18 protein-coding genes are annotated in these 25,882 nt (G+C 40.9%); 5 read left to right on the top strand and 13 right to left on the bottom strand.

What is annotated here, in order from left to right; all coding sequences use genetic code 11:
- Positions 1–35: 35 nt before the first annotated feature.
- The 5 genes from porK to BUA53_RS04830 all read right to left on the bottom strand — a co-directional run bounded on the left by porK (position 36) and on the right by BUA53_RS04830 (position 7,745).
- On the bottom strand, positions 36–1,331 hold the full coding sequence (porK, locus tag BUA53_RS04850) for a T9SS ring complex lipoprotein PorK/GldK (protein ID WP_072834305.1): 1,296 nt from the start codon (positions 1,329–1,331) through the stop codon (positions 36–38).
- A 165-nt stretch (positions 1,332–1,496) separates the two neighbouring features.
- A complete protein-coding gene (locus BUA53_RS04845; protein WP_072834123.1) occupies positions 1,497–3,563 on the bottom strand; it encodes a thioredoxin domain-containing protein in 2,067 nt (688 codons plus the stop codon).
- Between the two features lie 463 nt (positions 3,564–4,026).
- The gene (locus BUA53_RS04840) at positions 4,027–4,824 is read right to left on the bottom strand and encodes a uroporphyrinogen-III synthase (RefSeq protein WP_072834122.1); all 798 of its coding nucleotides are present in this window, start codon (positions 4,822–4,824) and stop codon (positions 4,027–4,029) included.
- Between the two features lie 37 nt (positions 4,825–4,861).
- Positions 4,862–5,827, bottom strand: coding sequence for a DUF4271 domain-containing protein (locus tag BUA53_RS04835; protein ID WP_072834121.1), 966 nt, complete (start codon positions 5,825–5,827; stop codon positions 4,862–4,864).
- Positions 5,828–5,954: 127 nt separating this feature from the next.
- Positions 5,955–7,745 (bottom strand): BamA/TamA family outer membrane protein, encoded by a 1,791-nt coding sequence (locus tag BUA53_RS04830; RefSeq protein WP_072834120.1) that lies wholly within the window; start codon positions 7,743–7,745, stop codon positions 5,955–5,957.
- 103 nt (positions 7,746–7,848) lie between these two features.
- Between BUA53_RS04830 and hemW the strand changes: the two genes are divergently transcribed.
- Positions 7,849–8,970: a radical SAM family heme chaperone HemW gene (hemW, locus tag BUA53_RS04825; protein WP_072834119.1), complete on the top strand. Its 1,122-nt coding sequence runs from the start codon at positions 7,849–7,851 to the stop codon at positions 8,968–8,970.
- 56 nt (positions 8,971–9,026) lie between these two features.
- Here the strand turns inward: hemW and BUA53_RS04820 are convergent, their stop codons facing one another.
- The 6 genes from BUA53_RS04820 to BUA53_RS04795 form a co-directional block, all read right to left on the bottom strand.
- Positions 9,027–10,076, bottom strand: coding sequence for an NAD(P)H-dependent glycerol-3-phosphate dehydrogenase (locus BUA53_RS04820; protein ID WP_072834118.1), 1,050 nt, complete (start codon positions 10,074–10,076; stop codon positions 9,027–9,029).
- Positions 10,077–10,209: 133 nt separating this feature from the next.
- A complete protein-coding gene (locus BUA53_RS04815) occupies positions 10,210–11,577 on the bottom strand; it encodes an efflux RND transporter periplasmic adaptor subunit (RefSeq protein ID WP_072834117.1) in 1,368 nt (455 codons plus the stop codon).
- A gap of 102 nt (positions 11,578–11,679) precedes the next feature.
- Positions 11,680–13,122 (bottom strand): TolC family protein, encoded by a 1,443-nt coding sequence (locus BUA53_RS04810; RefSeq protein WP_072834116.1) that lies wholly within the window; start codon positions 13,120–13,122, stop codon positions 11,680–11,682.
- Positions 13,123–13,152: 30 nt separating this feature from the next.
- On the bottom strand, positions 13,153–14,325 hold the full coding sequence (locus BUA53_RS04805; RefSeq protein ID WP_072834115.1) for a trans-sulfuration enzyme family protein: 1,173 nt from the start codon (positions 14,323–14,325) through the stop codon (positions 13,153–13,155).
- Entirely contained in the window at positions 14,312–15,646 is a 1,335-nt protein-coding gene (locus tag BUA53_RS04800) for an APC family permease (protein WP_072834114.1), read from the bottom strand. Before BUA53_RS04800 ends, BUA53_RS04805 begins: the two co-directional genes overlap by 14 nt.
- A 116-nt stretch (positions 15,647–15,762) precedes the next feature.
- A complete protein-coding gene (locus BUA53_RS04795) occupies positions 15,763–16,734 on the bottom strand; it encodes a M23 family metallopeptidase (RefSeq protein ID WP_072834113.1) in 972 nt (323 codons plus the stop codon).
- A gap of 214 nt (positions 16,735–16,948) precedes the next feature.
- Here BUA53_RS04795 and alaS point away from each other — a divergent pair, with 214 nt between their 5' ends.
- The 4 genes from alaS to BUA53_RS04775 all read left to right on the top strand — a co-directional run bounded on the left by alaS (position 16,949) and on the right by BUA53_RS04775 (position 23,354).
- Positions 16,949–19,561 (top strand): alanine--tRNA ligase, encoded by a 2,613-nt coding sequence (alaS, locus tag BUA53_RS04790; RefSeq protein ID WP_072834112.1) that lies wholly within the window; start codon positions 16,949–16,951, stop codon positions 19,559–19,561.
- 97 nt (positions 19,562–19,658) lie between these two features.
- The gene (locus BUA53_RS04785; RefSeq protein WP_072834111.1) at positions 19,659–20,654 is read left to right on the top strand and encodes a PDZ domain-containing protein; all 996 of its coding nucleotides are present in this window, start codon (positions 19,659–19,661) and stop codon (positions 20,652–20,654) included.
- Positions 20,655–20,786: 132 nt separating this feature from the next.
- On the top strand, positions 20,787–22,235 hold the full coding sequence (gene gatB, locus BUA53_RS04780) for an Asp-tRNA(Asn)/Glu-tRNA(Gln) amidotransferase subunit GatB (RefSeq protein ID WP_072834110.1): 1,449 nt from the start codon (positions 20,787–20,789) through the stop codon (positions 22,233–22,235).
- A 3-nt stretch (positions 22,236–22,238) separates the two neighbouring features.
- Complete coding sequence (locus tag BUA53_RS04775) at positions 22,239–23,354, top strand: TlpA disulfide reductase family protein (RefSeq protein WP_072834109.1); 1,116 nt, start codon at positions 22,239–22,241, stop codon at positions 23,352–23,354.
- A gap of 98 nt (positions 23,355–23,452) precedes the next feature.
- On the opposite strand, the gene BUA53_RS04770 is transcribed toward BUA53_RS04775, so the two are convergent.
- Positions 23,453–24,325, bottom strand: coding sequence for a hypothetical protein (locus tag BUA53_RS04770; RefSeq protein ID WP_072834108.1), 873 nt, complete (start codon positions 24,323–24,325; stop codon positions 23,453–23,455).
- Positions 24,326–24,357: 32 nt separating this feature from the next.
- A complete protein-coding gene (locus tag BUA53_RS04765) occupies positions 24,358–25,866 on the bottom strand; it encodes a RagB/SusD family nutrient uptake outer membrane protein (RefSeq protein ID WP_072834107.1) in 1,509 nt (502 codons plus the stop codon).
- Positions 25,867–25,882 lie beyond the last annotated feature (16 nt).

The raw sequence follows: 25,882 nt of genomic DNA, 5'->3' as shown, positions 1-25,882 counted from the left end.
GCAAAAACCTCTCACACATTACTATATAATATTAATTATTTGCGACGACCACCAGACTGCGCAGGTAAATCGATTACCGTACGGAAGCCTATATAAGATTTTGTTGAGTCCTGGTATTCGTAGGTACGGGTACCGGTCTGCAGGTAGTAACCTACATCTTTCCAGCTACCACCACGAATTACCTTACGTTTCATTTTGGGAGGATCAGAATCCTTTGCATTCCAGCGAACGTCAGGGTTCATATCATGCTGGAAAGTGTAAGATCCTTCGTAATATATGGATGATGTCCACTCAGCGACATTACCGCTCATGCAATACAAACCAAAATCGTTTGGCCAGTAAGCATCGGCACGCACTGTATAGAATCCGCCATCTTCAGGATAGTTACCACGGCCAGGCTTGAAGTTAGCCAGCAGGCAACCCTTTTTATTTCTTAAATAATAGTTACCCCATGGGAACATAGATTGAGAACGGCCACCACGGGCAGCGTATTCCCACTGCGCTTCTGTAGGAAGCCTGAAATCTGATTCCTGTGCTCTTTTCTTTGATTCCAGCCAGGAGTTCAGGTATTGAGTTCTCCACTCACAGAATGCACTAGCTTGTTTCCAGTTTACACCTACCACAGGATAATTTCCAAATGCAGGGTGAGCGAAATAACGCTTGGTCATTGGCTCATTATAAGAATAAGAGAAGTCACGGATCCAAACCAGCGTATCTGGGTAGATCTTCTCATCTCTTTTGATCAGGAATGCAGAGCGGGGTTTGTTGGCATTTTCTCTTTTAGCTGCTTCTTTCAGGTCAAAAGTCTCTGAATGATAGATCAGCTTGGAGGCATCAATTTCCTTTTTGCCAAAAATTCGGTCTTCAGGAGCCAGGATCAGGTCAGCCATTTGCTCCATCACCTTTGGATCATTCCATTTTACCGTTTTCATTTTGTTCCAATCAACGTATTCATTGCCATCGCCATCAGCTTTTACATAGCCAAGCTTTTTGGCAGCAATGGAGTCTCTTACCCACCATACAAACTGGCGGTACTCATTGTTGGTGATTTCGGTGGCATCCATCCAAAAACCACTGATTGACACAGAGCGGTTACGGGCACTGAACGCATAAGCAGGATCTTCATCGCTGGGTCCCATATGAAAGGTTCCCTGCGGAATGTAAACCATTCCGGGAGGCTTAGGCAAAACGTACTTATTGCCAGGTGCAATTCCATGCAACTGACCGTCGTTCGGTAACATTCCGCCTTTGTCTTTTTTTCCGATGATTCCACAACTTGCAAATAGGATTGTAGCTGCAAGCGCAGTTAGAGTGTAGTAGTGGTTTTTCATTTTCATACTCAAGGGTATTGGGCAAATATAACGTTTTGAGATCAACGATAACACAAGGTTAAAATTTATTTTTCTCATTTCCAAGAGGCCTAAAAATTTTTAGGCGTACCAATAAAAACGGTGCTTTAATATGATTATTGTGGTAACAATTTAAATATTATTACACTATAGTAAATCAAGCAAACCGGCTACGGAATCTACAGGTTGGCGGCATGCGTAATTCCTGCATAAATAGATGCAAATACCCTCGGAATCCGGCTTTTCAGCCAATAAAGGATACTTTGGGTCAGGTTTTTCTGCCCCCATGACCAATTTAAAAGGGATGAAAAGCGATAGTATTTTTCCCAGGTACATTTGCGTGCCTTTTCCCAAAACAGCTATCTCGTTGGTGCCAAAAATAATTTCAAATAAATGTGAAAGCCATACTCCAAAAGAGGTCGGATACTTCAAAACTACCTCTCCAAGGGCTAAGGTCATCTCCTCCGATCTTGACCTCCAGTCACCCCTGTCATATATAATAGAAAGTTTATAAAGATTTTGAGCCATTACAGAATTACCCGAAGGGGTAGCACCATCGTATACCTCATTTTTGCGCACCAGCACATCCTGCTGTAGCTGGCTGGTGAAATAAAAAAATTTAGAGTTTTCATCTGAGAAATACCTTATCACCCATTCAGTTATATCCCGGGCAATGTCAAACCAATGAAAATTGGAAGTTACCTGCCCTAACTCCAGCAGGGCGGCAACGAGATTGGCATAATCATCCAGGAAAGCCGGTATCCTGGCAGTATTATCTTTCCAGGTATGGTAAAAGCCGCCGGTATCAGCCCTGAATGCCCGCAATAAGAACTCCATATTCTTTTCTGCAACGGAACAATAATGCAGGATCCCTGTGGCTGCAAAAGCCCTGGTATAGGCAATATTCATCAGGGCATTCCATCCAAGCAAAACTTTGTCATCCAGTAATGGACGCGGTCTTTTAGCCCGTTCCCTTAAAAGTTTGGATTTGCTACGCGCTATAACACTTTGAAGGTCATTGCTTTCGATCCCTTGCAGGCTGGCATATTCAGCTATTGGTACCTTTATCCAGGGAATCGATTTTCCCTCCCAGTTTCCACCCGGTTTGATATCATAAAACCCACAAAACAGCGCACTGTCTTCCTTTAATACCTCCTTCACTTCTTCATATGTCCAGGTATAAAATTTACCCTCCTCTCCTTCGCTGTCCGCATCCAGAGCACTGTAAAACCCACCCAGTCCATGCATCAACTCCCTTTCAACAAAACCCAGGGATTCCTCTATAATTTGTTTATAAAAAGGATTACCGGTCAGTTTGTAGGCATCTGCATAAGTGGTTACCAGCAAGGCATTGTCATACAACATTTTTTCAAAGTGAGGAACAAGCCACTCAGTATCAGTTGAATACCTGGCAAATCCACCCCCAACCTGGTCATAGATCCCGCCCATGGCCATTTTGTCTAAACTTAATAATGCCTGCTGTAAGGCAGGGTAATCGGTTGGCCCGTCATCATTATCCTTTTTCTTTTCTATTAACTGGTGATATTGTAAAAGAAAGGAGATAGTAAAAGTTTGTGGGAATTTAGGTGCCTTACCAAAACCACCCCATTCCCTGTCAGCCGTCCTTAGCACGTTTTGCAAAGCATCTTCAATACTATGCTTATTAAAATCAGTTTTTAGTTTGCCTTTTTCCGTTCCAAATAAATTGGAGCTCTTCAAATGTTCTGTAAGGTTATTGGCCTGGGTTTCCAATTCTTCCTTTTTTTCTTTAAAGGCTTCTGCCACGGATAATAAAACCTCGGTCCAGGATGCCCGGTTAAAAGCTCTTTGTGGCGGGAAATAGGTGCCTCCATAAAAAGGCTTTTTTTCTGGAGTCAGGAAGACGTTCAGTGGCCAGCCGCCACTGCCGCTTATAGCCTGAACAGCATCCATGTAAATATGGTCTACATCAGGTCTTTCCTCCCTGTCAACTTTAATGTTGATAAAATTTTCATTCATGATAGCGGCCACCTGTTCATTTTCAAAGCTTTCTCTTTCCATTACGTGGCACCAATGGCAGGCAGCGTATCCAATGCTTACCAATACAGGCTTGCCTTCTTCCTTTGCCTTTCGAAAAGCCTCTTCACCATAAGGATACCAGTCCACTGGATTATGGGCATGCTGTTGCAGGTATGGACTTGATTCATGAATGAGCCGGTTAGAATGAGCGTGCATGTAGCAAAGTTAGTTCTGAGGCACCGGGTAGCACCCTATCTATCAAATAATTTCTTATTGCATAGAACCACATGCCGGATTCTAAATAAACTGGTACCATTCTATTATTGATCTAATAGAATTTCAAGCTTTTCCTGTAAACTTCTTAATGTCGGGCTTAGGTTATTATGCAACGTCTATGAGCCGCCTATGTGCCGCCTTTGTAACGGCTTTGTAACGGCTCTTTAAAGAGGCGGCACAAACCTATTTCATGGGTGTAACCAATGCTTAACGATGGGATTGTTTAGTAAAATCGGGTAAAAGTAAAATTGGCAGAAATACAATCCTGAGCCTTAAACAGGTTCAAAGAATAATTTCTCAATTTTTATCTCATTACCTGGTGCACAGAAAAAATAAACAGCATGAAATAAAAAAGCACCCAAAGGGTGCTTTTAAATAATTTGGTATATAGCAATGAATCTAATTATTTTTTCTTCAGTTCGCTCAACAGGAACTTTTCAAGGGCAGCTACCATGGAAGGTGACTGGGGTTCCGGAGCCTTGATGCCCAATGTCAGGCCCGCTTCCTCAATGGCTTTTGAGGTATTATTTCCAAATGCGCCAATCACAGTTCCATTTTGCTTGAACTTGGGCACATTGTCAAATAAGCTTTTCACGCCGCTGGGGGTGAAAAAACAGATCACATCATACTCAATATTACTTAGGATCTCTTTTACGTCGGTGCTGGTAGTGCGGTACATAAAAGCCAGGGAGAAATCGCAGTTATTTGCTTTCAGCCAGCCTGTTATTTCGCTATCCTGTTGATTTTCAGAACATACATACAAGAACTTTTCGTTGCTTTTATGTTTGTTGATCACATCAAAAAGGCTCTTATTGGTACCGTCAGCTCCATAAAACACTTTACGCTTGCGGTATAATATGAATTTTTGAAGGTAGAGTGCTACAGCCTCCGTGATACAAAAGTATTTTGTATCCTGCGATACGCTGATCTTCATTTCCTCGCATACCCTGAAAAAGTGATCAATGGCATTGCGACTGGTGAATATAACAGCCGTATATGTTTGGATATCAATCTTTTGTTTACGGAAATCTTTAGCAGGAATTGCCTCCAGCCTGATGAAGGGATAAAAATCCAGGTCTACATCATACTTTCGGCCCAGTTCGAAATACGGTGATTTCTCGCTTTCGGGCCTCGGTTGAGTTATGAGTACTTTTTTTTTGCTTTTGACCGAGGTATCGGTCTTTCCCCCTTGTTTTACCATGGTGCGGTTCGGCTAACGTTATGCAAATTTAACATGTTTAACCCAATATTGTCAACAACAGTTTGTTAATCAGTAAAAGAGGAGCAATTTCAAATGCCGCCAGGTAAATAATAAAGTGTAAAAAGTTGATCCTGATCTGGCGGTGAATAGTAACATAAGACAAAAAATAGCGATATACCAACAGGCCAATGAGTGTGCCTACACCTAGGGTCAACGCCGCCCTGGTGATGGGTCCGTTGGTAAAAGCAAGCACTATAATAAACGGTAATAAGGCTATACCCAGGATCTTATTTGTAGTAAAAACTATAAAAATGTAACCATCAGAGGCTTCTGAAGCCTGTAAAATCCATCCTATGAATTTCATAATAATGAATTTGCCACCATAAATGGCAGCTAGGGCTGCAATGCAATACAGGAACAGGATCCAGAAATTATATTGCATGCCCAGGCCTACATCCTGCAGCACCAGCGCTACAAACATACCTACACTAAAAAGAAAAAATATATTAAGCAATAAAGAAGGTAATGGACTGGAAACCAGTTGTTCTTTTATTTGCCTTTGCCTTACACTTGTCCTGAAAAAGATCTTAAAAAGATCCTGGATATAGCGGTAAAAGCTGTTTTTAATAAGGGCAAAAAATATCAGCAGTCCTATTAATGTATAGAATATGGCTTCTTTTCCCTGCCATTGTTTAATGCTTATGGCATGGCGCGTGGGATTAGTAAACTTGAAGTAAGGATTACCAATAAATTTTGCGGAGTCTGTATCATAACCTGGCTGAACTGCCCATATTGTATCTCTCCGTGTATTGGGTAAAAAAACATCTGGAATGGTAGCGGTGTCCGGTTGCACGGGTATTGCTGCAACTACCTGTCTAGGCTTGCGGATCGTTTTCAGGGGCGTAGCAACTGTATCTGTTAACGGGATACTATCATTCACTTCCTGTGACAATACATTCAGCCCCGCCAGGATCATCCCAAACAAAAACAGGTATTTCAACATAAGCTGCAAAAATAATCTCCTTACAGGGCTGGTCTTTTTAATTTAAAGCCCCATTGAGTTGCGTTATAGACAATTGAATATTGGTATTCCTGCTGCAATGATTGAAAGGCTTTTTCCAGTTTAGCTTTTAAAAGAAACTGGCAAATCCAAGGTGTAGTTTTGATTGCCTTAAATTCCATTCAACATCATTACGCCGGCCAATTGCCCACGCAAGATTAATGATTCCTGCCTTGGTTTCAAAAGAAAGTCCTATCCCGGTGCTTAAATAAGTATGAGAACTATTAGCTTCCTGCAAATGCTTGCCGTAACCACCATCTACAAATCCAAAAAAAGCTGAATTTAATCCTATCAGGTAACGGTATTCTGCAGTACCAATAGCATATTGGGAAACAAATTGGCTTTCTTCGTCAAATCCTCTTAATAAATGGTAGCCTCCTATGCGAAACAGTTCATTGCGGTAATAACTGGGGCTTTGATACAGTCCGGCATTTACTCCAAGTTTAAAAGTGCTCTGTTGCCCCAGGGGGATATAATGGGCTGCAGACGTGGTTATCCTGAATTGATACACTTTAAGTTTTACGGTATCGTACAATTGATCAAATTTGAAACCGGGGTCTGAAGGATCTTTCAATTCAAGAATGGCAGCATTCTTTTTGATCTTCTTGGTGCCTGCAGTAGCAGTGAAACTGAATTCGTTCCCTTTTTTAGGATTAAACTTATAGTTGGTATTATTAAGTGTGTAGGAAACACCAAGGTTCAGCGAACTTACATCGGCCTCAGGGGGCAAAAGGCGCGTTTGCATAACCCGGGCAGTATTTACACCATTCAATATAGTTTGCCTTCTTTGCAGGAATACGGAACCAGTCTGGTTGTTGCTGATCTTGTAGGTGGTGCCCAGGTTCATATTAAGGTTAAGAAAAGTACTGTCCTTTTTATACATATCAAGGGAAAACGCTATTCCAAAGGGCGATTGAAATAAATAGGGCTGCTCATATATAAAGTTTAACCTGGGAGAACTTTTCTGAAGTTGCTGCCAAACCAGGCCAATAGTCTCTCCTGAGCCCAGGGCATTACGTAATAAGATGTTGGCGTCAACCGTAAGCAATAATTTTTTACTTCCTGAACTTTGGTTGGAATTTGGCAAAAATCCAATGAGCGCATTTACCTGGTTACTATTCTTCTCCTTCAGGTAAAGATTGAGCACAGAGCCTGTACCAAGTAAACTCAGGTCAGAAGGTTTTTCCTCCTGCAGGTAAGTCAGTTCTCTGAGTTTTGCAGCTATGCCATGCAGCAACTTTTTATTATAAAGGCTTCCGTTTGTAATGCCCAGGTAATGCTGCAGGTAGCTATTGTTGATCTTTACATTTCCAAACACCCTGATGCTATCAACCTTGTACTGTGGACCTTTATTGATCATTAATACAGCTTCCACCTCTTCTCCCCTGATGGCTATACTATCAAGGAATACTTTTCCGAATGGATGCCCATTTTCTTCCAGGTAATCAAGTATCTTTTTCTGACCCTCCTGTAAAGAACTGAAGTTGACAGGCCCCATAAAAGCCTTATCATTCCAGTGCACAGCTTCCAGTAAGGGAAGATTGGCAGGCGCAGTTGAAAGCCTTGCCCATTTATAGTGATCTCCCAGGAAAACTATGGCTTTACCAGAAACTGAATCTAATTGAAGGCTATCCACGGAGGCAGTTATATAGCCCTTTGACTGCAGTAAAGAAGGTAGATTATTGATATATAAAGAAGCCTCGAGCCTGGAAGGGAATGAAGATTGAAGACCCTCATCGTGCTGTAACCTTGAAGCGTCTACATCAACACCAATATATTGCATTTTATACACCTGTGCATAGGCGCATAATTGTGTTAAAAAGAAAAATACTGTAAGCAGGTGCTTTAGTTTTGCCATCATATAAAAGCGGGTAGCAGGCTGGTGATAGCTGATAGCAGTACATTTAGGTCATCTACCCACTATCACTTATTCATTACCAGCAAAGATTGAAAAGATAACGAATTTGTCAGGAATTTATTTGCATATACCCTTCTGTAAACAGGCTTGCTCGTACTGCAATTTCCATTTTACAACTTCTTTGCATTATAAGAATGACCTGCTAAAAGCCCTGGTTAAAGAAACAGAGCTTGAAAAAGAATACCTGGGAAAAGAGCCGGTAGAAACCATTTATTTTGGAGGAGGCACCCCTAGTTTACTTTCCAGTATAGAAATCGGATCCCTGCTGGAGGCTGTATATAGAAACTTTTCTATTGACCCGGGTGCTGAGATCACGCTGGAATCTAACCCGGATGATATTACCAAGGAGAAATTGCAAGGCTGGAAAAGTGCAGGCATCAACCGGCTGAGCATAGGTGTACAATCTTTTTTTGAAGAAGAACTAAAATGGATGAACCGGGCACATAACGCCAGGCAGGCACGCGAAGGGCTGGAATTGGCTACTACACTGTTTAATAATATAACCATGGACCTAATCTATGGATCTCCATTGCTGACAGATGAAATGTGGAAACATAATGTTGATACTGCAATTGATCTTGGTATATCACATCTATCGTGTTATGCACTAACAGTGGAAGAAAGGACCCCATTGCAAAAAATGATACAATTGCAACAACGAAAAGATGTTGACAATGACAAACAGGCAAGGCAGTTCTTATTGCTGATGCAATGGCTTAAAGAAAAAGGTTATGAACATTACGAGGTATCCAACTTTGCTAAACCTGGATACCGTAGCCGTCACAACTCCTCCTACTGGAAAGGCGCAAGCTATTTAGGAGTAGGGCCTTCCGCTCATTCCTACAATGGCAAAGAAAGAAAATGGAATATTGCTAACAATAATATCTATATCAAATCTATCAACGAAGGACAACCGAAAAGGGAAACAGAAGTATTAACAGAAGAAAATAAGATCAATGAGCATATAATGATCTCCCTTAGAACAATGGAAGGCCTGGACCTGGAAACAGTGAATAGAATTTGGGGCAACCTGCAAATGAAAAGGCTGGAAGCACAATTAGAAAGGTATATTCAGGCAGGGTTTGCCATAAAGGAGCATTCCCTTGTCAAACTTACCAATGAGGGCATGCTTCGTGCAGATGGTATAGCCGCAGACCTTTTTAATTAACCAGAACTTTATGGGTTTATTGTAACACTGGTTATTTCAGAAGGAGAAAGCAATTGTCAAACAAGCACTTCTTCGATCATTTTAAATCCTTCTTCAGGATGCATTCTTGCCCATAATATCTTATAAATGGTTTCAGCTATTGGGATCTCAGCACCTATCTTTTGATTGATATTGTAAATACATCTTGCGGCATAATAACCTTCTGCCACCATATTCATTTCCAGTTGTGCAGACTGCACAGTATATCCTTTGCCTATCATATTGCCAAATGTCCTGTTACGGCTGTAAAGTGAGTAACAGGTTACCAGCAAGTCGCCAAGGTATACCGAAGCCGCATAATTTATGTCTTTCCTTTGATTGGGTGCTTTGACCTTCTGGTGTTCGCCTACCACCATATGCAGGGCACCCATTTTGCGAAGAAAGCAAGCCATTTCATCAGCACTGTTGGCAATGTACACACTCAGGAAATTATCTCCATATTCAAGTCCATGTGCAATACCTGCCCCCAATGCATAAATGTTTTTTAATACCGCTGCATATTGCACACCCAAAATATCTGAATTGATAATTGTATTTATATAGCTGGTGTGAAATAAAGAAGCAATGGATGTGGTGGTAGCTTCATCTATACCTGAAAATGTAAGATAAGACAGCTTTTCTGCAGCCACTTCTTCTGCATGGCAAGGGCCCAGCACAGCAAAATAGTTTTCCAGGGGCACATCAAATTGCTTTAACAAATGCTCGTTTAGTAAAACATCTTCACCCGGAACCAATCCTTTTATAGCAGACAATATTTTTTTATTCTTAAAGGATGTTTTATCGATCTTTTGCAGCACCTCAAGTATGAAAGCAGAAGGAACGGCCATCACAATGAGATCGGAACTATTCACCACTTCACTAACATCTTCAGACATATTCAGCAATGCAGTATCAAAAGAGGCAGAACTTAAATAGTTAGGATTGTGCCTCCGGCGTTTGATATATTCTATAGATGCCTTGTTCCTGATCCACCAGTTAATTTTCTGTCCATTATCAGTTAATACTTTCACCAGGGCGGTGGCCCAGCTTCCATTACCTATAACACCAATATTGAAGGATGTAATCATGAAAAAGAATAATTAATTAGGCATGTAATGAACCTAATGATTGTTAGCAGGCAAAAATAGCGGCTACAATTATACCACTATGAAACCAGTAAGATATATAACAAATGAACTGTTCATCAGCATTGATGACTTATTACTTCTCAAATAATTTTTCCTGGGTTACAATTTTGACCTTATCACCTGTCTTTAAAGTTTTACTTATTGCATTATAAGGACCGGTCACTATTTGCTCACCCTCTTTCAAACCACTGGTTACTTCTATGTAATTGATATCCTGTATGCCGGTAGTTACCACTTTTTTCTGGATCTTATTATCAGCAGTTATAACAAATACCACCTCTTCCAGGTCATTGCCTGACACAGTGTTTTGAGCATCGTCATCATTATTACTCTTGTCAGCGTTTTTTTGTTGCTGCTTTTTCTTATCCTCTATATTGGTATCAGTGCCTTTTACCCTTGCAGCTACTGATGCAATTGGTACACTGATCACTCCGTCTTTTCTTTTGGTTTTAATATCTGCACTGGCATTCATACCAGGGCGGAAAGGAAATTTCTTTGGTTTGGAAGGATCTAAAAGATCCTGGTATCCGGCAGGGTCCAAACGAATATGAACCTCGTAATTGGTAACATCATTTGAACTGGTGAGGCTGGCAGTCTTGGTGCTTGCCGCGATCTGTGTGACCACACCACTGAACTTCCGCTTATTGTAGGCTTCCACTTCCACATCTGCAGAATCTCCAATACTTACTTTGACAATGTCGTTTTCGCCCACATCTACCCTTACTTCCATTGAACTCATATTGGCAACGCGCATCATTTCTGTACCCACGTTAAAGCTGTTACCAGCAACCCGTTCTCCTTTTTTTACACTAAGGGAAGAGATCACACCATTCATAGGAGCGGTAAGCGTGGTCCTGCTCAGGTTTTTATTAGCAGCTTCCAGGCTTGTCCTTGAGCTTTGGGTGCCTGCCTGCAGGCTCCTGATGTTTTGGAGTGCAGCATTGTATTGCGCCTGGGAAGAACGGTACTTTGTTTCGTATTGCTCAAATTCAGCCTTTGAGATCACCTTCTGATCATATAGGTCTTTATTCCTGTCATATGTTATCTTATCCTGGTTGAGTTGTGCTTTTAATGCCTGCAAAGAAGCCTGGCTGTTGGCAACGGTGGCTTGAGATTGGGCCACCCGTGCTGCTGCTTCATCGCGCTGCGAGGAATAGATATCCGCATAGATTCGTGCAAGTACCTGTCCTTTTTTAACGCTATCTCCTTCTTCCACATTCAGCTCTGTAATTTCTCCGGAGATATCAGGACTGATCTTAACTTCTACTTCGGGATAAATTTTACCACTTGCCGTGACCGTTTCAATTATCGTCCGCTTTTGCGCTTTTTCAGCCGTAACTTTTATACCCTCGTTAGAGTTTCCTTTTACCAGTTTCCCAACAACTAATAGAAGGATCAATATCCCTAACGCTATCAAAATCCATTTAACTGTTTTATTCATATTACCCCCATTCCTTAAAGGAAAATTTTGCGACCAGGGTTTGCACCGTGATCCTTTTATTTTTATTCAACCAGATTCTTCAAATCTTTTCCAACCTGGCAGCTACAACTTCATTCCCTCTCCCTTGTAAAACTCAAGCAACTTCATTCTAAACACGTACTCAAACTGCGCTGCTAAAGCATCCAGCCTGGATCTGAATAAGCTATTTTGGTTGGTGATCAGTTCTATTGTTTGCAGCAAGCCGGCCCCATATCTTTTCTGAGAAAAATCATAAGCTTTTTCAGCAGCTTCAACCCCTTTACGGGCCGACAGGTAGCGCTGTTGTGCACTTATGGCATTATTATACGCACCATAAATATCCTGCTGAAGGGTAAGGTTGTCCTGGTCCACCTGTAATTGTATGCCTTCGGCATCCAATCGCGCCCTGTCCCAAACAGTACGTAAACGCCTGTTATTAAATATGGGGATTGATAAGTTAAGCCCGACAGCCTGGCTCAGGTTAACATTGAAAACCTGTTTACCAAAAGTCGTATTCTTTGATACTACTGATACTCCCGGCCTGACAGCGTAGAACCTGGTTCCTGGTGCAGTTTCCACATAACCTAACGTATCAAGTTTACCTGAAGGAGTAACAATAAAGTTTTCCTGGTCAGGAAAAAGACTTGAATAACGGGAACCAATATTGGCAAAGGCTGAAATGGTAGGAAACATGGAAGCCCGCGCCACCTGGATATTTTTTAGGGCAGCCTGGTACCTGAATTGGTTTACACGCTGCTGCGGCAGATTCTTTAATGCTAACTGGTAAACCCGGGCAGGTTGAAGATCTGCCAAAGGCTCTAACGGGATGGATGTAACATTTGGTTTCTCAATATCAAAATCAACAGCCATATCCAGGTTCAATAACGCTTTTAACTGGATAAGGTTTTGATGGTAAGTAGAAACGTTTCCGATATAAGTAGCGCTATCAGTGGCTAATTGCGCTTCAAGTTCCACTGCGTTCAATTCGGGCAACGCCCCGGCCCTTACTTGCTTACGGATATTTTCCAATTGCGATTGTGTCTGGCCTATCTGAAGGCTGCTTACATCAATTTGTTCACTGGCAAGCAAAGCCTGTAAATAAGCAACCGCTACATTTAAGGCAATATCATTTCTTGCCTTGTCTGTAGCAGCATCGGCAGCCTGTTTGCTTAACTTATCTGCTTCAATGGTATACTTCTGGGAGAACCAATTGAATAAATTAACGCTTGACTGGAGTTGGAAGTTGCTAAAGAAAATACTCTTATTCTCGAAAGAGTTGGTAGCCGGGTTTATGGACCGTCCAAAGTTATATCCACCGTTTGATGAAAAACCAATGTTAGGAAGGCTTCCAGCCTGGCTAAGCTTCAATTGCAATGCAGAAACACGTGCCTGGATATCAGCCTGCTTTACAGAAATGTTATTCTGCATAGCATAGGTCACACAACGTTGCAGATCCCATTTATCCTGAGCCTTCACCGTATATGCTGCTATCAACAAAAAGAAAAAGCCTAGTAATGGTCGCTTCATAACTGTAAAAATAATGCAATTGATGAGAGTCTAAATACCATTCAATGCCTGATTTAAGTCATCTATCAGGTAAGTTGGCTCTTCAAGCCCTGTATATATCCTTATGTACTGGTGTTCAATATTATCTTTATCAAAGTCCCCCGGTAAAAGACCAGCACACTTTGGTATCACAAGAGACTCGTGACCTCCCCAACTTACAGCGATAAAAAAATGCCTGAGTGACTCACAAAAGCGGGTGATAGATTCCATCGTACCATTTTTGAGTGTAATGGTCATTAAACCGCAGGCTCCGTCCATCTGGGTTCTGGCGAGCTGGTATTGTGGGAAAGAAGCATCCAAGGGAAATAAGACCTTGTCAATCTTTGGATGTGTCTTCAAAAATTCCAATACCTTTTTGGTTGTTACGGTGATCCTTTCCAGCCTGGCGGGTAATGTTCTTAATCCCCGCAATAATAACCAGGCATTAAAGGGAGAAATACCACTGCCTACATTCAGGTATTCAGAATCAAATATCTTTTTAATCATTATGTGGGAGCCTGATAACACTCCGCCCAGTGTATCACTATGACCGCTAATATACTTCGTAGCTGTTTGCATGCTCAGGTCAATACCAAGGGCAATAGGCCTCTGATATATAGGTGTGCAATAACTATTGTCAATCATGGTGACGATGTTGTGCGCTTTTGCCAGCGCCACCACCTCTTTAAGATCCTGGATAGCAAATGTCCAGGAGTTTGGAGATTCCAGGTAAATTAAGGTGGTGTATGGCTTCAGAGCTGCTTCAAAATTTTTCGTATCCGTACCATCAACATAAGTTGTGGTAATTCCAAACCGGGGAAGGATTACATCGAACATTTTTTGCGCCCATGTATATGGACTTTTTACTGAAACAATATGGTCCCCGGCTTTTACATTAGCGAGCACTCCTGCGAATATGGCAGCAGCCCCGCTTCCAAATACCAGGCAATCTTCCGCCTGGTCCAATGCAGCCAGTTTCTTCCTGAGAATATCACCAGTTGGATTCAATCCCCTACTATATAAATATCCACCCATTTCATCTTCAAAAGCAGTACGCAATGCCGCAATGGATTTAAAGGCAAAATTGCTCGACTGCATGATAGGCGGTGCTATAGCATTGAAATAACTTTCACGGTCCTCGGCCAATTCATTTATAATATAGGAGATATCCTTAAGAGGAGACATATTTTCTTCTTTTAATTAGAGTTACGATAAAATAGATCAAAAGGAAGGCAGCAAATACGGCTAAACCTGTCCATGCCAATCCAGGCGTATTTATCCATATACTGATACCAACAAAAATGTAAGCAGCTATAAATATCAAAGGCATTAATGGATAAAGCTTCATCTTATAAATACCTGTACCATCCAGGTGCCTTGTTCTTTTCCTTATGATAAAAATAGTGGCCGCTGACGTAGCCATCCCGATTGAGTCAAGAAAAATGGTAAAACCAAGTATCTTGTCAAAGGTCTTGGCAAAGCATAGTACAATAATACCTATAGCAGCGAAAGCGGTCAGGCTTACTGTCAGCACATCCTTTTTTTCATCTTTTTTCCTGAAAGAAGCAGGCAGGATGCCATCTTCACTCATGGCATACATAACCCTGGGATTGCTTAATAGCAGTACATTAACATAGGCTAATACAGCTACAAATAATAACACCGACGAAACCATTCTTCCTGTTGGGCCGAACATTTTTTCAGCCACTATGGAGGCAATTCCCCTTGAAGTTTTCAGGTCTTCAAAGCCAATAGCATTATAATAAGCAAAACTTACCGCCAGGTACAGGGTAATAATAATGAGCAGGCCAATAAAGATCCCCTTAGGTATGGTTTTCCTTGGATGTTCAATTTCTTCGCCAAAATTGATGGTCTGCTGGTAACCGCCATAAGTAAAGGATACCGCTATGAGGGCTATGCCAAAAGACTTTACATAATCCATCCAGGAAAATTCCTTTACTGCAACTGATGCCTGGTGATTACTTGTAACAAAAAAAAGGGAAGAGATCAGTAATACCAGCATTCCTATTTTAATGATCATGAGGATGTTTTGTGCCAGGGCGCTCATACGCAATCCCAGGAGGTTAACCCCGTAGAAGATCAAAATAGGGATCATAGCAATAATGGATTTTACCAGCAATGCAGGTTCGGCGCTGAATAATACCTGGGAGATATATTCGCTGCCAATAAGCGATACGCCAGCCATAGAAGCTGCGTTGGAGATAAGGATGATACAATTGATGGCAAATGCGATGGAAGGATGGTAGCATTCTGCAAATACTTTGTAATACCCACCGGTAACAGGAAATCGCGAACCTATTTCAGCATACGTAAGCGCACCGCATAAGGCAATTAAACCACCTGCTATCCAGGCTATAAAAAATACACCAGGAGTAATGGATGCATTGGCAGCATCGGCAGACGTTCGGAAGATCCCCATTCCTATCACTAACCCAACAACGATCATGGTCAGGTCAAACAGTTTCAGCTTTGGTCTTTCTGTCATGCGCTGAAGATAATAAGAGTTTGTGTTACAGGAATTTGTTGAACGATAAACTTCTTAAATATTAGCCTGGTACAAGAAAGTTCTGTGGGAAAAGTTGAACACACCACGATAAATGTTTAATCGAAACTTTGGTTGGAAGCGGAAGCACGCTTTAATAATTCATCGAATTGTTGCGGGCTCAGGTCGTTATAAAAGAAATAAACAGGGTCCAGTTTTTGTCCATTCTTATGCACCTCATAATGACAATGTGGGCCGGTAGACTTTCCTGTAGACCCAACATAGCCGATCAAATCACCCCTTTCAACTCTTTGGCCTACCCTTGCTTTTACCCTTACCATATGCCCATATAAGGTTTCATAACCATAGCCGTGATTGATCACCACATGATTGCCATAGCCATTGCCTGTATTACCAGCAGTTTTAATAACTCCATTGGCGGTCGCATAGATGGGTGTGCCCTGGGCTGCCGTAAAATCAAGACCGGCATGCATTTTTACAGTTTTGTAAATAGGATCAATACGATATCCAAATCCAGAAGCGATACGGTTAAGGTCTTTATTACTTACAGGCTGAATTGCCGGTGTTGCAGCAAGTAGTTTTTCCTTATTGTTGATAAGGCCGGCAATTTCATTATAAGATGACTTCTGGGCAGCTATCCTGCTTTTCAGATTATTAAGAGTAAGACTAATAGAACGTACCAGTTCATTACCACTCATTCTTTCCACCCGGGCAATTTCATTCTGCTTCTCTAAAAAGGTGGCCCTGGCACTATCAGGTAAGGGGCTTGCCTCAAAAATACTGCGGTACACACTGTTATCTCTCTTTTCCAATTCAGCCATTTTCATCTGTATCTGTGCTACTGAATCATTAAGATCTTCGAAATCCTGCTTCAGTTGTGCATTTTGAATACGAAGGTATTTTTCGTTGGGAGAACCTACGAACTGGAATGCGAAATAGGAAATCAATGCGGCTGTAACAAATGCTGTAGCTATAAAGGCAATGAAACGGAGGAATTTTACCCTCAGCGGGGTCACCAGTTTTTCATACCGAAGCGTATGAGTATTATAGAAATATTTGATTTTTTTCATGGTGGCGATTGGATGTTGAAACGGCAATCGTCAAAACCTGAACTGCAACCATTGATTTTTGCTATCGATATAATGCCAGGCATAGTGAAAATTCAAATGGCCAATTGACGATTCACGATTGACGTATCATTACCTTTGCAATCCCCGCAAATCCAACGAGGGAAACAAATATACTGGCATATAAAGCAAAAATCAATCTTTTATTGTGAGCATAATGACTAGCGCAGCTATACGCAAAGCTTTTTTAGATTTTTTTAAAACTAAAGATCATCATATCGTTCCCTCCGCTCCTATTGTAGTGAAGAATGATCCAACCCTCATGTTTACTAATGCAGGCATGAACCAGTTCAAGGATTTTTTCCTTGGAAATAAAAAAGCTCCTTACCCACGAATTGCTGATACTCAAAAGTGTTTGAGGGTAAGTGGTAAACATAATGACCTTGAAGAAGTAGGTGTGGATACCTACCACCATACCATGTTTGAAATGCTGGGTAACTGGAGTTTTGGAGATTATTTCAAAAAAGAGGCAATTGAATGGAGCTGGGAATTGTTGACAAAAGTTTTAAATATCCCTATTGACCGTTTATATGTTACAGTGTTTGAAGGTGATACAAAAGAAGGTTTGCCTGTAGATGAAGAAGCAGCAACAGAATGGAAAAAATGGATCAGTACCGACCGGATACTGCTAGGTAACAAGAAAGATAATTTCTGGGAAATGGGAGACACAGGACCTTGTGGCCCCTGCACTGAAATACATGTGGATTCAAGGTCTGATGAAGAAAGAAAGCAGGTTGATGGAAAGACACTTGTTAATGCAGACCATCCACAGGTCATTGAAATATGGAACAATGTGTTTATTCAGTACAACCGTTTAAAGGACGGCACCCTTCAACAACTTCCAGCCAAACATGTGGACACAGGGATGGGATTTGAACGCCTTGTAAGAGTGATACAAGGAAAAAACTCGAACTATGACACTGATGTATTCTCTGGCACCATATCAAGGATCTGTAACATCACCCATACAGAATACAAAGGCACAGATACTAAGGCTGATATAACAGTACGCGTATTGTCAGATCATATACGTGCTATATCTTTTACCATTGCAGACGGGCAATTGCCTTCTAATACAGGAGCGGGTTATGTTATCAGAAGGATTTTAAGAAGGGCAGTACGCTACTATTACTCATACCTGGATTATAAACAACCGCTTTTATTTCAACTGGTACCTGTTATTTCAGAACAATTTGCTGAAGTGTTTCCGGAATTGAAACAACAGGAAGCATTTGTAACAAAGGTTATTAAGGAAGAAGAAGAAGCATTCCTAAGAACTCTTGAAAAAGGATTAAGAAGAATAGAAGATATTATCAGTGCATCAGGCAATCAAATTACAGGAAAAGATGCTTTTGAATTGTATGATACCTATGGTTTTCCATTAGACCTGACACGCCTGATCGTTGCAGAAAGGAACTTGTCGGTAGATGAATCGGCATTCAATGCAGAAATGCAAAAACAAAAAGAACGATCGCGTGCTGCCACAGCCATAGATACAGAAGACTGGATAGAGGTGAATGAAGGGAACAACTCCATCTTTGTGGGATACGATGCACTTGAAACTGAAGCCTTTGTGCTTAAATATCGAAAAGTAAAATCAAAGGGACGGGAAGCCTTCCAGATTGTACTGAATCAAACACCTTTCTATGCAGAAAGTGGCGGGCAGGTTGGTGATAGTGGCGAATTGCTGATCAATGGAGAAAGATTAAAAGTTATTGATACCAAAAAAGATAATGACCTGATTATACATTTTGCTGAAAAGGTACCTGCCGACCTTAGTGGTAAAGTAGTGGCCCGGGTGGATATCAATAAAAGAAAAAGTACCGCTGTACATCATAGTGCCACACACCTGCTTCATGCTGCCTTGCGCAAAGTAGTGGGCACGCACGTAGCTCAAAAAGGCTCCCTGGTGAATGCCGACTACCTGAGATTCGATTTTTCTCATTTTAGCAAGCTATCGAATGAAGAAATTGCCCAGGTGGAAAAGATAGTTAACCAGAAAATAAGAGAAAACATTCCTGTTCTTACCAGGTACATGCCCAAGGAAGAAGCCATGAAAACCGGGGCCATGGCATTATTTGGAGAAAAATATGGCGATGAGGTCCGCGTAGTAACCATGGATTCAGATTATTCTGTTGAATTATGCGGTGGGACACATGTTGGTGATACAGGTGAACTGGGATTCTTCAAGATCATTTCAGAAAGCGCAGTTGCCGCTGGTGTGCGTCGAATTGAAGCTATAAGTGGTGCTGCGGCCGAGCAATATGCCTATGAACAATTTGAACTGGTTCAAAACATCCGGGAACAATTGAAAAATCCAAAAGATATAGTAAAGGCTATCGTTGCGTTGAATGAGGAAAATAACAGTTTAAGAAAAGAGGCTGAAAAGTTGGAACAAGCCAGGATATCCGGGCTACGCGATAGCTTAATAGATAAGATGCAGTCCATTAATGGAACCAGCTTCATTGGAGAGATCGTGGATAATGTAAACATAGATTCTTTGAAAAAGCTTGCCTTTGAATTAAAATCAATAATGTCCAATCCCATTATAGTATTGGCTTCCGCTATTGATGGCAAGGCCGGGGTAGTACTACTATTTGATGAGGAACAAACAAAGGAAAAAAGCCTGGATGCCGGTGCCTTGATCAAACAAAAGATAGCACCTCTTATTAAAGGTGGCGGCGGAGGTCAGAAAACTTTGGCAACTGCCGGAGGCCAGGATGTTTCATCCCTTCATGAGGTAATTAAGACCGTTAAAGGCTTGCTTTAAGCCTTTTAACATTTTAACAATTGCGAAGTCTTTCGTAATTCAGAACTCTTCTCTATATTTGATCTACGAAATTTAACGTAGACAAAACAATACAGTTATGAAACAGATTTTTGTAAAACGATTGTTGATTGCGGGACTTGCTATTATTACCGTTCCCTCTGTTGTACTGGCTCAAAAAGAAAAGACCAAAGACACAAAGGATGAAAAAGAAATGCAAACTATTGTCATTACCAGGAATGGTAACCTTGATAAAAAAACTGTCATTGAAATAGACGGTGACAAGGTGAAAGTAAATGGGAAGGATGCTGATGATGATAAGGAAGTGCATGTGAATGTAAATACGATAAAAGGAATGGGAAACAAGAGGTTCAGAATGATGAACCGGGCACCGGGTGCTGGTACCTGGAATATGAACATGGATAATGATGGTATATCCCTTTTTAGCGAAGATGAAAACCGTGCTATGCTTGGGGTCAATACCTCCACTGATGATAAAGGTGCGGCTATTGAAGGAGTGACAGGTGAAAGTGCTGCTGAAAAAGCAGGCTTAAAAAAAGGAGATATTATTACCAAAATCGGTGATAAGAAAATTGAAGATGCTGAAGATGTTACAGAGGCCATACATGACCGCAAGCCTGGGGAAAAGGTTGACATAACCTACCTGCGTGATGGTAAAGAACACAAAGCCACTGCGGAACTAGGAAAATGGAAAGGCATACGCATGAACACTTTTACAATGCCACGAATTGCAATGCCTGAGACCCCAATGCCTCCTATGGAAGGATTTGGTGACAATGGTTTTGTTTTTGGCGGACGACCTAAACTCGGATTATCAATACAGGATACCGATGAAGGAAAGGGCGTAAAAGTGTTGGATGTTGATGAAGAAAGCAATGCAGCCAAAGCAGGCATAAAAGAAGGTGATATTATCCTGGGAATAGATGATAAAGAAGTGAAAGGCACGGAGGATGTTACCAGGACCATCAGGGATAATAGGGAAAAAACTTCTTTTGATTTTAAAATTGAACGGGGTGGAAAGACCCAGACAGTTACTGTAAAGATTCCCAAGAAACTTAAAACTGCAGAACTATAATCATAGCACTACATCAGTGAGGAATGTCTTTGATGTAAAAATCTTTTATTCTCATGTGCATAGGCCGGTCCCTGGTGGGGCCGGTTTTTTTGCTATAGGATGGGCTTGGGCAAATGAAGTATTTTTGTATGAATGTCTGAAACTCAGGATTATGAAATAGTTATTGGCCTGGAAGTGCATGCGCAACTGCTTACCAGGAGTAAGTTATTTTGCGGGGATAGTACTTTTTTTGGAAAGGATGCCAATTCCCAGGTGAGTGTAGTATCACTTGCTCATCCGGGCACATTACCAAAAATGAACAAGGAAGTTATTTCAATGGCCATTAAGCTGGGACTTGCCTGTAATTGTGAGATCGTGCAACATAATTATTTCGCCCGGAAAAATTATTTCTACCCGGACCTTCCAAAAGGTTACCAGATTTCTCAGCATACTACCCCCATTTGTAAAAAGGGCTACCTGGAGGTACAGGTTGGTAAGGAATCGAAAAAAATACGCCTGAACAGGATCCATATGGAAGAAGATGCCGGCAAGAGCCTGCATGATAAGGAAAGCAATTATACCAATATTGATTACAACAGGGCTGGCATGCCCTTATTGGAAATTGTTACAGAACCTGATCTGAGGAGTGCAGAAGAAGCTTTTGCATATGTAACAGCGCTAAGAAAACTGGTCCGGCATTTAGGAATATGTGATGGCAATATGGAACAGGGAAGCCTTCGATGTGATGTGAATGTTTCTGTTCGCAAAAAAGGTGATCCAAAGCTTGGAACCAAAGTGGAAGTTAAAAACCTTAATTCCATTCGCTTTATTAAAAAAGCCATTGAAAGTGAAAGCATGCGCCTTATAGGCATGCATCAAAGAGGTGAAGCCATCCTGCAACAAACAAGGGGTTTGAATGAATCAGATTTTACGACTTATGCTATCCGTACTAAAGAAGATGAAGACGATTACAGGTACTTTCCCGAACCCGACCTGCCACCATTTTTTATCACGGATGAAATGATAGAAGCCCTCCGTAAAGAGATGCCAAAGCCTGTTACAGCTATAAAAGAAGAATTAAAAACAGCTTATGGCCTGCAGGAATATGATGCATCACAACTGGCAAATGATAATGAATTACTCTCCTACTTTGAAAATATAATCAAGGAAATCAAAAATTATAAAGCCGCTGCCAACTGGACAATAGGCCCTGTTAAGAATTACTTAACTACAGAAGAATTGTCCATCGATGAATTTAAGGTGCCACCTGCTGCAGTGGCTACACTTATCCGGTTAATAGATGCTGGCAGCATCAACTTTGGTATTGCCTCGCAAAAGATATTTCCCGAATTGATACAACATCCGTCCTTAGATATTGTTTCCTATATCAAGGAAAATTCACTGGAATTAGAAACATCTGGTTCTCAGATTGATTTGTTAATTCAAACAGCATTGAACAAACATGCCCAAAAAATAACAGAATATAAAAAGGGTAAGAAGGGATTGCTTAGTTTATTTGTAGGTGAAGTAATGAAGTTGTCAGGTGGAAAGGTAGATCCGAAGATTGTTACAGAAAAGATCATAGAAAAATTAAATGCTTAATTAATGAATAAGGTGCTCATTTCGATAGTTTTTATAGGTTTGGTTTCATGCAGTAATAAAAAAGATGGCAATTCTTTTACAGTGGATGGAACGGTTAAGAACAGTACAGCAAAAATGATTTATTTACAGGAAAGTCCTGCAGGTTCTGCTCCTGTTATTATTGATTCTTCCCAATTGCAAAAAGACGGGTCCTTTAACCTATCAGGGTCTGGTAAAGAAGAATCAATTTATAGCTTAAGAGTGAATGAAAACCCCTATCCTTTTGCTGTTTTGATCAATGATTCTAAAAAGATTACTGTAAATGCAGACCTGATGAACCAGGAGGAGCCCTATACTGTCAAAGGCTCAAATGCAAGCCAGGGAATCATTGATTTTGATAGATCTACCATGCACCAGGCAAAGAATATTTATGACTTAAGCAGGGAGGTGGATTCACTTTTAAAGATGAAGGCACCAGATACTGTTGTGAATATCCCTTTCGGAAAATATGAAACTGCCACTGGTGATCTGAAAAATTTTACCCTTCAGTTCATTGATAAGGCCAGCAGCCCGGTACTGGCTTTATATGCACTTGGCAATTACCAGAGGCTTACTCAACAACTGGGATTAAAGCCATTAAATAATATGGAAGTCAGTGATGTAGTAACTAAATCTTCCGCTAAGTTCCCAAATAGCTCAGCACTTAATGAATTGAAAAAAAACCAGCGTTCACAACAAGCTCCTGATTTTACGCTACCTGACACCACTGGTACGCCTGTATCTCTTTCCTCTTTTAAAGGGAAATATGTGCTGGTAGATTTTTGGGCCAGCTGGTGTGCTCCCTGCAGGCAGGAAAATCCGAATGTGGTAAAAGCCTATAACCAGTTTAAAGACAAAAACTTTACAATACTTGGCGTTTCCCTGGATAAAAACAAAGCGGCCTGGTTACAGGCAATAAAAAACGATAGTCTCACATGGAATCATGTCAGCGATCTGAAATATTGGGAAAGTGAAGCAGCAGCTTTGTATGAGGTCAGGAGTATTCCTTACAATGTGCTTATAGATCCTACAGGGAAGATCATTGGTGAGGATCTGAGGGGTAATGATCTTGAAAATACATTAAGATCTGTACTAAAATAAACTTAGGTATAAAGGTTCTTTAGAAGATAAAGTATATAATAAATAAAGATCCCGCCTGATGGTACAGGCGGGATCTTTATTTAAATGACATTCTATTATTATCTCCTTAAAATGGAAGTGTGTGTATAAGTACTTCCATTACCAGCATATTTCACTTTTGCAACGATATTAAATGTATTATCGCAAGAAGAAAAAGTACCGGTAGCTGTAATTGTTGATACTGCTGAACCACTTCCAAAATAATTCTGTTGCGGGATCGTAACAGAAAAATTAGCCGGGTTGCTCCAGTCCAATGTAGCCGTTAAGCCTGGGGTAATTGCCCCATCTGTTACATCAAAAGGGCCCCATCCATTGTCTGAAGTTGCACCAAGGTTTTTGATGACAACTGTAGCTGAAGTTGGAGTAAGCGTTGTCCAGTTGGAAATGGTAGCCGTATAGTTAGGCTTTGAGCTAGCACCGCCATTATACGTGTCTGTTGAATTAGCATAATTTCCGATGAGATTAGCGCCATCTACATCACAATATTTACGCATAACAACTGTATACACATTATTGTAGGCACTGGCAGCAACATCTCCATTGGAAATAGTTACTTTAACTGTGTCTATCTTCGATGATGAAGGATAACCAGCATAGATTCCCTGGATAGCAAGAGAATCAAGAGCTTTTCCCGCTGGAATCACCAATGAAGTTGGGGCTGTATATTGAGTTCCCTGGGCAGCTCCGGTAGGTGATTCATAAGTAAATGTTACAGTCCTGTCTTTATCTGCAACCGCTGTAATGCCCACCGGTATTTTGAATGGTGTATTGGCACTGCTGACGTAATAGGTAGAAGTCAGCTTGGTTGAATTAAATTTTGCAAAGCTTGGCGGTATAACCTCTTTGTCAATTACAAGGTTATTCTTTTTGCATGCTCCCATTGTAAAAAGAACAATGGCAGCAAAGAAGAATTTAAAAATATTATTATTCATATAATGAAATACTTTATAGCTGTTTTATAATCCTATGGATTTTGGTCCGCAGGTGTCATGGAAAGGTTGTTATCCAATTCGCGCTGAGGTATTCTTAATAAGAATCTTGGATCAGCATCCGGCATGGTATAAACGCCTGGGTCGTAACTTGGAGCACCGTGGTTACCAGTACCTGTAGGCCTGTTTAAGCCTGTTTTCAAACGCTTGATATCAAATAATGAAAATCCTTCTCCCCATAATTCAATTCTTCGTTGCAACAGGATCTCATTTAATAGATCTGTGCCAACAAGACCTGCAGCACTATATGCTGGATTTCTTGCTTTAACCAAAGTTTCCAATACCATTTGCGCCTGTGCATCCTGACCCTGGCGAGCTAGTGCCTCTGCTTCGATCAAATACAACTCAGATGCTCTCATATACAGGTAATCTGCTTCCCACTTGTTGGTAGTAGAAGGTACCTGGAACTTTAACTGGTTATATGGAGGATTGGATGTAGATGTAGAAGCTGGAGTTCTAAATACAGTTTTCCTTACATCACCAACGGGGATTTGATCATATAAAGCTTTAGTGATTTTCTTCTGGCCACCTAAAGCAGCATAACCACCCGTACGGATATCCATATGCGAAAAGAAAGAAGCGTAAATGGTAGCCTGGTCTGCAGGAATGATAGATCCCCACATCCATTCTTTACTTTTTACTGAAGAAAAAGCTGATAAGGCTGCATATTCTGTAGCATCCATAAGTGTGTATCCCTGCCGGGCTTTGTTTGCATAGGTAGCAGCTGTAGCCCAATCTTCCATGATCAAGGCTGTGCGTGCTCTTAGACCCTGAACCACATGAATATCAACATTTGATTTTAAAGCCTGAGCTTTTCCTGTAAGCAATGTCTCTGCAAGTGTAAGGTCAGATATTATCTGATTATATACTTCCTGAACCTTAGCTCGCGGCTTACCTGATTGAAGCTCTGTTTCAGTGGATAATTCATTATAGATTGGAACACCTGGCTTAGACTCATTTCCTTTGTAAGTCTGTTGAAACCAGTTCACCAGGTTATAATAAGCATAAGCTCTTAAGCCTAAAGCCTGGCCTTTTACATCTTCTTTTTGCTCTTTAGTCGCATTAGCTACAGCATCAACATTCTTAATAATGTTATTTGCCTGCTTGATCATATCATAGTAAAAGAACCATGCAATATCTGAACGGCGACCTGAAGTCGCTACTCCTTGCTCAGAATAATTATAATCCCTATTGAACCAGCTATATCCTGCAGAATGGACAACCATATCATTGCCCATGAGATCAGCAGTGATATCTAAAGCCTTTTGACCAAAGTTATCATGTCCTGTGCTACCACCAGTTCCATATGCAAACTGCTCCTTATAAATACCTTGAAGCGCAGATGATATACCACTAAATGTTGTAAACAATGCCTCTTTTGTAACACCATTACTGGGAACGGTTTCGAGATAACTTTTTTTACACCCAACCACTGCCATCAACATCAACAATAGTGGTGAAATATATTTAATTGTACGTTTCATTATTATGTTTTTCTAA

The sequence above is a fragment of the Flavisolibacter ginsengisoli DSM 18119 genome, from assembly GCF_900129295.1.
Classification (GTDB): Bacteria; Bacteroidota; Bacteroidia; order Chitinophagales; family Chitinophagaceae; genus Flavisolibacter; species Flavisolibacter ginsengisoli.
This window is presented reverse-complemented; position numbering and strand designations above follow the sequence as displayed.